Origin of the sequence: Lysinibacillus sp. FSL P4-0201, from assembly GCF_038593425.1 — a bacterium.
Taxonomy (GTDB): Bacteria; Bacillota; Bacilli; order Bacillales_A; family Planococcaceae; genus Lysinibacillus; species Lysinibacillus capsici.
In genome coordinates, this window is record NZ_CP151995.1 from 1874708 (window position 1) to 1886687 (window position 11980).

General features: G+C 40.7%; 10 protein-coding genes. 9 read left to right on the top strand and 1 reads right to left on the bottom strand.

Annotated features, from left to right (window positions below):
- The 8 genes from MKY76_RS09130 (at position 1) to MKY76_RS09165 (ending at position 9268) form a co-directional block, all read left to right on the top strand.
- The gene (locus MKY76_RS09130) at positions 1 to 1002 is read left to right on the top strand and encodes an iron ABC transporter permease (protein WP_279494624.1); all 1002 of its coding nucleotides are present in this window, start codon (positions 1 to 3) and stop codon (positions 1000 to 1002) included.
- Complete coding sequence (locus tag MKY76_RS09135; RefSeq protein ID WP_048390307.1) at positions 995 to 2002, top strand: iron ABC transporter permease; 1008 nt, start codon at positions 995 to 997, stop codon at positions 2000 to 2002. Before MKY76_RS09130 ends, MKY76_RS09135 begins: the two co-directional genes overlap by 8 nt.
- 157 nt (positions 2003 to 2159) lie before the next feature.
- Entirely contained in the window at positions 2160 to 3101 is a 942-nt protein-coding gene (locus MKY76_RS09140) for an NERD domain-containing protein (RefSeq protein WP_342557689.1), read from the top strand.
- Positions 3102 to 3647: 546 nt separating this feature from the next.
- Positions 3648 to 4067: a MarR family transcriptional regulator gene (locus MKY76_RS09145; RefSeq protein WP_054550884.1), complete on the top strand. Its 420-nt coding sequence runs from the start codon at positions 3648 to 3650 to the stop codon at positions 4065 to 4067.
- Between the two features lie 10 nt (positions 4068 to 4077).
- The gene (locus MKY76_RS09150; protein WP_342557690.1) at positions 4078 to 5277 is read left to right on the top strand and encodes an MFS transporter; all 1200 of its coding nucleotides are present in this window, start codon (positions 4078 to 4080) and stop codon (positions 5275 to 5277) included.
- Between the two features lie 162 nt (positions 5278 to 5439).
- Positions 5440 to 6309 (top strand): iron uptake system protein EfeO, encoded by an 870-nt coding sequence (efeO, locus tag MKY76_RS09155; RefSeq protein ID WP_048390316.1) that lies wholly within the window; start codon positions 5440 to 5442, stop codon positions 6307 to 6309.
- Between the two features lie 9 nt (positions 6310 to 6318).
- The gene (gene efeB, locus MKY76_RS09160) at positions 6319 to 7578 is read left to right on the top strand and encodes an iron uptake transporter deferrochelatase/peroxidase subunit (protein WP_048390318.1); all 1260 of its coding nucleotides are present in this window, start codon (positions 6319 to 6321) and stop codon (positions 7576 to 7578) included.
- Positions 7553 to 9268, top strand: coding sequence for an FTR1 family protein (locus tag MKY76_RS09165; protein ID WP_313871938.1), 1716 nt, complete (start codon positions 7553 to 7555; stop codon positions 9266 to 9268). The genes efeB and MKY76_RS09165 overlap by 26 nt, the downstream gene beginning before the upstream one ends.
- A 41-nt stretch (positions 9269 to 9309) precedes the next feature.
- On the opposite strand, the gene MKY76_RS09170 is transcribed toward MKY76_RS09165, so the two are convergent.
- The gene (locus MKY76_RS09170; RefSeq protein ID WP_342557691.1) at positions 9310 to 10164 is read right to left on the bottom strand and encodes a pentapeptide repeat-containing protein; all 855 of its coding nucleotides are present in this window, start codon (positions 10162 to 10164) and stop codon (positions 9310 to 9312) included.
- A 138-nt stretch (positions 10165 to 10302) separates the two neighbouring features.
- Between MKY76_RS09170 and MKY76_RS09175 the strand changes: the two genes are divergently transcribed.
- Positions 10303 to 11907, top strand: coding sequence for a PucR family transcriptional regulator (locus MKY76_RS09175; RefSeq protein WP_259948813.1), 1605 nt, complete (start codon positions 10303 to 10305; stop codon positions 11905 to 11907).
- Positions 11908 to 11980 lie beyond the last annotated feature (73 nt).

Genomic DNA, 11980 nt, shown 5'->3' on the forward strand with positions numbered 1-11980 from the left:
ATGACAAAGTTTCGAAAGCTTCCATTTTGGCTTCAAGTATTGCTTGCATTGATTGTATTAATTGGTACTGCTAGTATCTCGCTGTGCTTAGGGGCAGCGAATACAAGCATTCAAGATGTCTTTCAAGCAATTGTCGGACAAAGTGGAGGTAAACATTACACGATTTTACGTGAAATTCGATTTCCTCGTATCATTGCAGCTATTTTTGTTGGGAGTGCCCTCGCAGTCGCTGGGGCGATTATGCAAGGGGTTACACGGAACCCATTAGCTGATCCAGGGCTGCTTGGTTTAACGGCAGGGGCAAATGCTGCCCTTGCTTTAACAATGGCATTTATCCCTAAATTCTCGTATTATACGTTAATTTTAGCCTGCTTTGTTGGGGCGGGAATCGGTATGATGTTAGTTTATGGGATTGGTGCTTCTACTAAAAAAGGCTTTTCCCCTTTAAAGCTTGTTTTAGCTGGTGCGGCTGTCACAGCATTATTACAGGCAATCGCTGAAGGGACGGGCATTTTATTTCAAATTTCCAAAGATGTTTCGATGTGGACAAGTGGCGGTTTCATTGGCACAACATGGCAGGCATTATTGATCGTACCCGTTATTATTATTGGCTTAGTGCTTTCATTTGCTTTTAGTCGTCAATTAACGATTTTAAGCTTAAATGAAGAAGTAGCAGTAGGTGTCGGACAAAATACTACGCTCGTAAAGGGTGTAATGATGTTCGTTGTGGTTATTCTGGCTGGCTCTGCTGTGGCCCTAGTCGGAAATCTAGCTTTCGTTGGCTTAATGGTACCGCATATTGTCCGCGCGTTTGTTGGGACAGACTATCGTTTTGTCTTACCGATGAGTGCCATTGTTGGTGGCTGGTTTATGGTGTTGGCTGATTTCGCAGGGCGCATGATTAACGCACCTTATGAAACGCCAGTTGTCGCTATTATTTCGATTTTAGGTCTTCCATTCTTCCTATTATTAGTGCGGAAGGGAGGACGTCAATTTGTTTAAAGAAGGTCGCAAAAAACAGCGTAAATGGTTACTCATATGGCTTGTGGTAACCTTGTTCATTTTTATTTTAGGGATTTCATTAGGTGCTGCTTCGGTTTCTATTGACCGAATTCTTCCAACCTTACTGGGCGATGGTAGTTTTAAAGAGTCCTTTGTACTCTTTTCAGTCCGTTTACCTAGAATGTTTGTGCTAGCGGCTGCGGGTATGGCATTAGCACTGGCAGGGGCCGTATTACAGGGCGTAACCCGCAATGATTTAGCAGACCCAGGAATTATAGGTATCAGTGCTGGCGCAGGTGTTGGGATTACTGTCTTTTATTTGCTAGTAGATGGCGACCTTCCTCACTTTGCCTATATTTTACCGATTGTCGGCTTTTGTAGTGCCTTAGTGACAGCACTTGGTATTTACTTTTTCTCTTATCAGCGTAATAAGGGTGTCCATCCCGTACAGTTTATTTTAGTAGGGGTAGGCGTAGCATCAGCCTTATCAGGGGTCATGATGGTATTAATATCCTCTGCTGAGCGGAGCGATGTACAATTTATTGCACAATGGCTAGCCGGAAATGTATGGGGCACAGATTGGCCATTTTTCTGGGCGCTAATGCCTTGGCTTGTACTGGGCATCCCTTACATTTTCTATAAAGCCAACGTTTTAAATGTCTTGGCCATGACGGAGCAAACAGCAGTCGGTCTTGGTATGAACATTGGGCGAGAACGTTTCCGATTATTAATTGTTGCGGTTGCACTAGCGGCTGCCGCGGTATCCGTAACAGGGGGAGTAGCCTTCATCGGTTTGATGGCTCCCCATATTGCAAAACAGCTCGTTGGTCCACGCTACCAATTCTTTTTACCACTGACGCTATTCATTGGCGCAAGCTTGCTAATGCTTGCTGATACCATTGGACGTGTTGCTATTGCAAGTGCAACGGTTCCTGCTGGGATTGTTGTTGCATTTATTGGCGCACCTTATTTTCTATATTTATTACGGAAGAATGTCTAGAAAAGTACTAATCAAAATTGAATGATGCTCGAAAGAAAAGTCTTTTGTTCTAGCGAAAATAGGGGAATTTTTATTTTAGGCATTCTATATGGTAAGTTTTTAGGAACCTCATTCATTGAGGTTCTTTTTTTATATAATCATGGCAGGAGGTGATTAGATGATTTTATTAGAACGTCAAACATCAGAGACGCAAAAGATGCTAGAGGCACTTGTACAAAGACTTCCTATATCCCATAGTAAATACACAATATATTGTGAGCATTTAAGACGCCTACAAGCAGGATTCGCTGGTGAACAGTTCGTTGATGCAAAATGGCTTGAACTTGACTTACCATTCCCCCACTATTTTCTTCATGACTTTCAAACAATGAATGACTTCGGTTCTACCCATCAAATGGACACCGTCTTTCTCTGTCCTCACTTTTTACTCATCCTAGAAATCAAAAATATTACAGGCAAGCTTTCATACGATGCTTCGTTCGCTCAATTAACACGTACGACCGCAGATGATACGGTCGAAGGCATGACGGATCCATTTCTTCAGCTGGAACGGCATGTAGTATGGATGAAGAAGCTATTACAGAAGGAACGCATCGATTTACCAGTTTTGCATGCGGTGGTATTGGCAACGAAAAATGGTATTTTGACAAAGGGATTTGACGGGCTGCCTATCTTTCATGTGGCAGGGTTACGATTTTATTTACAAAAATGGATGGAGCGGCATCAACCTAGAGTAAGAGTAGACCTTTTGCGATTCGCCAACCTTTTATTATCCCTGCAAACTAAGTTGAAAAAAGAGGTAGAGGTACCGTTCAAGGAAATAGTGAAAGGTGTGCTATGTCCACAGTGTGGCTCGGGGCAACGTTTAAAATATCACTATAAGAAATGGATTTGCCCTCGTTGTGGATTGGTGGATCGAGATGCTTTGATACGATCATTGGAAGAGTATCGATTACTAGTCGGGCAGCAGGTAACCAATCGAAGCTTCCGCGAATTCTTTGGCATTGACTCTCCCGATTTAGCGTACAAGTTGATGCAACAACTCCCTTTGAAAGCGGAGGGTGTCAAAAAGCATCGGAAATATTGGATTAAGGAATAGCGAACTAAGCGTTACAATTCAAGCGGTCTGAATTGTAGCTTTTAGTGCTGTAGAGAGAAAGGGCGCTTGAAGTAGGTGGATAGAATGCTGAAAGTGACGGATAGAACGCGCAAAGTGATGGATAGAACAGAGAAAGTGGAGGATACGCTTCGTGTAGGTGGATAGATTGTTGAAAGTGACGGATAGAACAAGGAAAGTAGCGGATAGAACGCGCAAAGTGGTGGATAGAGCAGAGAAAGTGGAGGATACGCTTCGTGTAGGTGGATAGAATGCTGAAAGTGACGGATAAGATAGAGAATGTAGCGGATAGGCCGCGAGAAGTGATGGATAGAACAGAGAAAGTCGAGGATACGCTTCGTGTAGGTGGATAGAATGCTGAAAGTGATGGATAGAACAAGGAAAGTAGCGGATAGAACGCGCAAAGTGATGGATAGAGCAGGATACCACTCACCCCCAAGAGCGATGTTTCGCGTATTTCCTACTAGACAAATAGAGTTTTTAGGTATATAGTTAGCTAGGCTAACTAATATAAAAGGAAGTGATAGTGTGACAATTGAACAGGAATTTTTTAATCAGTACCGCTTAATGTATCGGCCGTTTATTAATCAGCTGAATGTGCAGCTTGAACCCTATCAGTTATATAGCTCACAGTGGGCAGTGCTTCGTTTCTTGAATGATAAGGGTCCACATTCATTTGTAGATATCGCGAATTTCATGTCTATAGAGAAGCCAAGTGTCACGAAGCTTGTACATAAACTTGTGGAGCTAGGCTATGTGGAAACGATGACGGGCAAGGATAAGCGTGAAAAGCTGGTACACCTATCAAAGCATGGGGAAGAGCTTGTGCTGGAAATAAAGTCGCATCTAAATCCATTTTTTGAGCAGGCTTTGGCAGGCGTGCCAAAACAAGATATTGACATTGCGACACAGGTTTTAGCAAGAATTTGTATGAATATTAATCAATAGGGAGAGCAACGTGGAAGCAGCCAGAAAGAAACTATGGACAAAAGATTTTTTAATTGTCTCACTTATTAATTTTACCATTACGTTAATCTTTTATTTATTAATGGTTACGATAGCAGCATATGCGGTGGAGCATTTTAAAGCCTCTACAAGTACAGCGGGGCTTGTATCGAGTATTTTTATTATCGGGACACTATTAGGTCGTCTTGGGACAGGGCGTATTATTGGAGACTGGGGTAGCAAAAAAACATTATTTTGTGGACTATTATTATTTATGTTATCAACAATGTCTTATTTTATAGCAGGCAATTTACCGCTGCTGATGATCAATCGTTTAGTACAGGGGATTGCACTAGGGATTGCCAGTACAGCAACAGGTACCATTATTGCACAAATTTTACCAGCTGAGCGTCGTGGAGAAGGGATTGGTTATTATAGCTTAAGCGCTATTCTAGCCACAGCCATTGGCCCATTTATTGGAATATTATTAACACAGCTATTTGCAGATTATCGTATGATTTTTGCAGTAGATTCTGTGTTAGCGATTATTTGTTTCTTTATGTATTACATTGTGACCGTGCCAGATGCACCGAAAAAAGCAAAGGATACAGCTGTAAAGGCTGGGTTTAAAGTGACGAACTTTATTGAAATGCGTGCAGTACCGATTGCCTTTGTGGCACTTGTGATTGGCTTTGCTTATTCAGGTGTGATGTCGTTTATGACGTTTTATGCAAAGGAGCTAGATTTAGTATCAGCAGGTAGCTACTTCTTTATTATCTATGCTATTGTCATTTTGGCTACACGTCCATTTACAGGGAAATTGCTTGATACAAGAGGGGCGAATATCATTATCTATCCATGCTTAGTGTTGTTTGCAATAGGCATGTATGCCTTTAGCTCAGCAACAACTACGATTGCCTTTTTAATCGCTGCCGCTTGTATCGGGATTGGCTATGGAAACTTCAACTCGGTGGCACAGGCAATTGCCATCAAAGTAACACCAAATGAGCGTTTAGGACTTGCGACATCTACGTATTTTATTTTTTATGATTTAGGCTTAGGTGTCGGGCCTTATTTCTTAGGCTTATTTGTACCATCTATGGGCTACAGCTCGATTTTCTTCTCGATGGTCTTTGTTATTTTAGTGTCGATTGTGCTTTATTACCTTTTACATGGAAAACATGAAAATTTGAAACAAGCAAAAATTTCATAGATTAGAATCATTATATTGTAGAAAAAACGTCTTTTTTCTATTTGTTCGTAAAGAATAACTGAAAAATGACGTTTTTTTCTATTTACAAAAATAGTTGTTGCAATAGATGATGATAATCATTATCATCACAATATAAAACAAATTCGGAAGTAGGTACGAAGTATGAAAAACAAATCATTTTTGTCGGTATTAGTAGCAGGAGGCATTTTAATGGCTGGCTGTGGCAATACAGAAGAAGTAAAAAAAGAAGATAAGCCAGCAACAGAACAGGCGGAGCAAGCTACAAAAGAGGTGGATTTATCTTCTGAATTATCAGCCTATCAACAATTTGCGTTAGAGCAAATGGATCAATTTTTACTAGATACAGAGAAATTTGTGAACCTATTCAAAGCAGGCGATATTGAAGGGGCAAAGGCAGCGTATGCGCCAGCACGTATGTATTTTGAACGCTCTGAGCCAATTGCGGAAAGCTTCGGTGATCTTGACCCTCGCATCGATGGACGTTTAGCAGATATTCAAGAAGAAGGTAAAGGTGAGGAAGAATGGTCAGGCTACCATAAGCTTGAGTATGCGCTTTGGGAAGAAAATACAACAAAAGGTTATGAGGCTGTAGCAGATCAGCTTCTTGCAGATGCGAAGGAATTGCATGCACTTGTACAAACAGTGGAAGTGACACCTGACTTAATGATTACAGGTGCAGTAGATTTATTAAATGAAGTATCAACATCTAAAATTACAGGTGAGGAAGAAATTTACTCTCATACAGACCTTTATGATTTTAAAGCGAATATTGAAGGCGCAGAAAAAATCTTTGAGATTTTACGCTCAAAATTAGAAGCAAAAGATTCTACATTAGTGGCAACACTTGATGAAAAATTCAAAGCAGTAGATGATTTATTAGCACAGCATACAACGGCTGATGGTGGCTATATATCTTACGAAGAATTAACGGAGGAAAACACAAAAGCACTGGCAGCAGCGGTGAATCAGCTTGGAGAACCATTAAGTCAAATGGGTATCATTTTGGAGTGAACATAAACAATGACAACGTCAAACGAGGAAAAATTTATAAATAAAAAAATTTCTAGACGTGATATGTTAAAGCTAACAGGTATCGGTGTGGCAGGTGTTGCCATCGGTGCCTCTGGCTTGGGTGGTGTCATGAAAGCAATGGGCTATGATGTCTTTGAGCCAGTAGCAGATAGCACGACGGCTAGCAATAAGGTCAATTTCTATGGCAAGCATCAGTCAGGTATTGTGACACCTGTACAGACGAATATTTATTTTGCTTCTTTAGATGTATTAGTGACATCAAAGAAGGAACTACAAGCGTTGTTCCAGCAATGGACACCCCTTGTTGTGCGTTTAATGAATGGTGAAGTCATGGTCGATGTATCGACAAATACAAGAGTGCCAACTGGCGATACTGGAGAGGCAGAGGGCTTAGATGCATCTAATCTATCCATTACCATTGGTGTCGGGCCTTCATTATTTGATAAACTGGGCATCCAGCATTTAAAACCAGCGGAGCTAAAGGATTTACCACATTTCCCTAAAGATCAGCTACAGAAAGAATACACAGGTGGTGATTTGTGTATTCAGGCTTGTGCAGATGATCCGCAGGTGGCCTTCCATGCTGTTCGTAATCTAGTACGAGCTGCTTCAGGTAAAGTAGAAATAAAATGGTCACAGGCGGGCTTTAACTCGTTTCCAGCTAGTGGAGGGACACCACGAAACCTCTTCGCCTTTAAGGACGGTACTGTAAATCCAGCCATTACGGATGAAAAAGACTTAAATGAGGTCGTGTGGGTGGATAAAGGCTGGTTAAAGGGTGGCTCTTATTTAATTGCACGTAAAGTTCAAATGCATCTTGAAACTTGGGATCGTACATCATTGAAAGATCAAGAGGCAACATTTGGCCGTTACCGCGACAGTGGGGCACCTTTTGGCAAAACAAAGGAATTCGATGATTTTGATGTAGAGGCAAAGGATGATAAGGGCAATTATATTATGCCTGATACATCACATGTCCATTTGGCGCGGAAATCAGGTGCGCGTATTTTGCGACGCTCTTATTCTTATGCGTCAGGCGTGATGTCGAATACAGGGACCCATGATGCGGGGCTAATCTTTATTTCTTTTCAAAAAGATCCAGCCCAATTTACAACCATTCAAAATAGCTTAGGGCGTATGGATAAAATGAATGAGTACATTACCCATCGAGGCAGTGCCGTGTTTGCTTGCTTCCCTGGTGTACAAAAGGGGAGTTATTTAGGTGAAGCACTTTTTAACGCGCTGTAGTATCGTGTTTGCCCTTATGCTGACTTTAGCTTTACCTGTGCAAGCTGCGCAGTCCTATAGTCATCTCTATATTGCGATTAGTGATGCACTGATGAATACAAAGCAGGATAAAGAGGCAGAGGCCAAGCAGGCACTTGAACAATTTGCTATTGATTGGGCTAAAGTATCTTCAGAGCAGAAAGAGGCAAAAGCAAAGGTTGATGAAATCCTTGCACAGGCTACTGAGGCAACGTCCAAGGATGAACGTTTAGAGGCGCTATCCGCACTATCCAATGCATTGCGTGCATTAGAAAAGCTTGAAAATCCAGTGGATGAAGCGGCACAGCGAGCAGAGTTTGGACAAAAATTTAAGCCGATAATGGCAGACTTTGAAAAAGCTTTAGCAAGTGGTGATATTCAGGCAATTGATGAAGCCTACAAAGATTTTAATAGTAAATGGAATAAAAATGAGCGACCTGTGCGTGAACAAAGTATCGCAATGTACGGGCAAATCGAAACACAAATGGCATTTCTTCGTATCTCTATTTCTGCTGAGGAGCCTGATGTAGCGCTTATGCAATCTCAATTTGCTGCTTTAAAGCAAACGATTGAGGATTTTGTAGCTGGTAAAGAAACAGCCGAAGTGGTAGAGGGAGAGTATTCATTAGCGACATTAATTGCCTATATAGATGAGGCCAATGATTTTGTCAATGCTGGTGATTACCAGGCAGCTTCAAATAAAATACGTGAGTTTATTACCATTTGGCCAAGCGTAGAAATTGAAATCTCCACACGTAATGGTAGTCTTTACACGAAAATTGAAAGTGATATGCCGATTATCGCGAGTGATTTATTAAAATCCAACGTCGATCAGCAAGCTATTACCAAACAATTAAATACATTCCGTACGGAAATTGAGCTAATTCAAGGGGATTCCGATTACACAATTTGGGACGCTGCGTTAATTTTATTACGCGAAGGACTAGAGGCATTACTGATTATTTTAGCCTTAGTGTCATTCCTTAATAAATCAGGACAAAACAAGATGCGCAAATGGATTTATGTCGGAGCGTTTGTCGGCGTTCTATTATCCGCCGTAGCTGCCATCCTTATGTCGACGATTTTAAATTCGGCAACGATTGATACGAATCGCGAGTTAATGGAAGGCTATGTAGGGTTAATTGCTGCAGCGATGATGATCGGTGTGGGTATTTGGCTGCATAGTAAATCAAGCGTGGTCAGTTGGAATCGCTATATTTCCAAACAAATGGGTAATGCCATTTCGAGTGGCTCTATTTTTGCGATGGCTATGATTAGCTTTTTATCGGTCTTCCGTGAAGGTGCAGAAACACTAGTCTTTTATGCGGGGATTGCACCTAAAATGGAAACGTCGCAGTTTATACTTGGAATTGTGGTGGCACTGCTCATTCTTGCTGTACTTGCAGTTGTGTTATTTAAAGCAAGTGGCAAAATTCCAATTCACAAATTTTTTGCAGTAGCAACTATTTTAATTTATGTGCTAGCCTTTAAAATTATTGGTGTCAGTCTGCATACTTTGCAGCTGACAGATAATCTGTCCACAACGATTGTTGATGGCTTACCTGTTATTAGCTTGATTGGCTTCTATCCAACGGTGGAAACAATCATAGGACAGTCTATTTTACTTGTGTTAGTGGCGGCTACTGTGCTTTATAAAAAGAAACAAGCCTAATGAAAAAGGGTAGATGAGCGTAAAACGCCATCTACCTTTTTTTATTGCCAATGAGCAGGTCGTTTTATATAGGAAGGTAATTTAGTCGAACGATCCCCCTGTGCGGCGTTGATTTGCATTTGGGTTAAAAACAGACTTGTTGAAAGATCAGCACCGCGTAAATTGGTATCTCGCAAATCAGCCCCGATGAAATCTACTCCCTGTAAATTCGCATCTTGAAGATTAGCTGCTATTAAATAACTCCCCCTTAGATCAGTCGCTCGTAAATCCTTGCCTTTTAAATTTTTGCCCATCCAATTAGCCCCACGCTGATTCAAGTTTCTAGAAGCCTTTCCCTTCACACTTTGCTGGCGAATTTGTTCGCTAGTTTGGAGCAATAGTGCATTGATCGGCATACGAATAGCTACCATATCCAATGCTAATAAGGTATCTGCATCCTGAGCTATTGTCTGCTGTAGGTGCTTCAATTGAGCAATTAGCTGTTCATAAAGCATATTATCCACCTGATAGGACAAAGCCTCCGCCACATATGCAATCATTTCGTAAAGCTGTTCCATAATAGGAAAAACACGAAACATCTTGTCAGCATGCTCACGAGATTGTCGCCAATCCTGTCCATGAAATGTCACCTGTGAAACCTGTTGACCTGCGCCTAGGCAATCAAAAACGGTACAGCCCTTAAAACCTGTTTCTCGTAGCTGACTATGTATGTGACAGCTATAGTTATCCTGCAAATTAGGACATGGCGTACCTGCGGGTTTATTGATCGCAAAATCACTAGAAGCCACAATATTTAAAGCGGTACAGCACAAGCCAAAACAGCTTTGACAATCTGCCTGTAGACTGTGTCGGATTTTTGTACCAATGGTTGTATCTTTTTTTGTCTGATTAGACATTCTCATTTTCCTCTCTAATCTTATCCATTTAGTTACTATTTTAACACTAACAAGCTATCAGTTAAAATAGAGAGCAAACTGTATTTTGAAAGATAATAGGGGATATGGTATTCTTCTTCAAAAGAGTTGTAAAGAAAAGTGGTGGTGGAACATGGGGTAACGGTCAATGAATTATTACAATTGCCATCTTTTCGAGGGGCAGAGGTGTTAACAGGGCGAGATAACCTGCACCGTACTGTATCATCTCTATCTGTATTAGAGGTATCGAATGTTGATTTTTATTCGAAAATTATTAACCGTGTACAGGAGGAATGGTATGCAGAGGAGCTTGTCATTAGCTCCTTTTACTCCATTCGAGATAGTGTGGAGCAGCAATGTGAAACGATACAGCATTTACATGATTTAGGAGAGCTGGGGCTTATTTTATATTATGTCGGCATTGTATTGCCTGATATTCCAGAAGAAGTGCTTGCGTTAGCGGAGGCACAAGGCTTTATTATCATTTGTATGCCGCGAAATGATTATTCACTGCGCTATAACGAGGTTATCTATGAGGTTATGGAAGCGATTGTTAGTAATCAAGGCGTTAATGATCATTTTGTCAAAGAGACATTAGAAAAGGTATCGTTACTACCTGAGCATTTAAGAAGTGTTGAAATTACACTGAAAATGCTTTCAGATCGTTTAAAGGCTAATATTGTGCTCACCAATAGTCATTTTGACATTGTGAACCAAGTGATGTGGCCACGAAATTCATCATTAGATGTAGCGAATGTCATTGAAGAATGCTCCCAATCCAATTTTCAGAGGGAAGCAGGCAAGCTCGAGCTGCTAAGAAGTGATGTCGCCTGTGTCGTAGACTATAAAAGAGTACATCAAAAAAATGGCGAGCCGCTATTTTTATTTCTGATTAAAGAAAATACAAAATTACCTGCTAAGACAATTGAAAAAGTAAGTGAGGTTGTGCAAGTAGCCATAAATTTATGGGGAGACAAGCATGATGAGGTTAGTGAATATGCCTTAGTTAAAGCTATTATCAATGACGAGGGGGAAAAAATGAGAAGATTAGCCAATCTTCTTCATATTGATGTTTCCGCCATTCAAATGATGTGGCTTGTCTACATGCATGATTTAGCAGACGAAAAAAGAATTCGCGATGAATTAGAAGAGCAACTGTCCAAATATTATCAAACAAGAGTCATCCAATGCATTGACCATTGTATGATTGTACTGGTAGGCAATTGCTTTTATAAGCATCATGAGTTTGAGATTGCCATTGAATATAGTGAAACTACTCAGTATGATGCCCAAATCGCAGAAATTGTTTATGCACCTAAAATGAGAAATACAAAGTCTGTTCGTCAAATGTATCAATTGGTCAATCAGGTGGGGGACAAAGCCCATACGATTTATCCGATGCGAAAATTGTTTACTGCAGCGGAAGTGCGCTCCATGAAAAGGGCAATTGATGTCAGTAAGCAGGGCGAGGAAATGATTGAAGAATATTTGTCTGTAATTGAACCCATTTTACGCGACCATGATTCCTTGCAGACTTTGATAACCTTTTTATTAGATGCAAATGCTAGTGTGGAGCGCTGTGCAGAGCTCCTCTATATCCATAAAAACACGGTGAAATACCGCATCAAAAAAATTAGTGAGCTGATTGGTACAGATGTTACCGTATATTCGGAATTTTATGATGCCTACATGGCTTGCATGCTATATCGATTGATTAATGATTAGAATAATCTGAAATTTTGTCATTTTGAACAAAATTTCAGATTATTTTTTTCATTTGCGCAAAAGACTCAACTCT

Coding starts and splice junctions, on each gene's coding strand:
- MKY76_RS09130 (WP_279494624.1), top strand. CDS start 1: ATGACAAAGTTTCGAAAGCTTCCATTTTGGCTTCAAGTATTGCTTGCA.
- MKY76_RS09140 (WP_342557689.1), top strand. CDS start 2,160: ATGATTTTATTAGAACGTCAAACATCAGAGACGCAAAAGATGCTAGAG.
- efeO (WP_048390316.1), top strand. CDS start 5,440: ATGAAAAACAAATCATTTTTGTCGGTATTAGTAGCAGGAGGCATTTTA.
- efeB (WP_048390318.1), top strand. CDS start 6,319: ATGACAACGTCAAACGAGGAAAAATTTATAAATAAAAAAATTTCTAGA.
- MKY76_RS09170 (WP_342557691.1), bottom strand. CDS start 10,164: ATGTCTAATCAGACAAAAAAAGATACAACCATTGGTACAAAAATCCGA.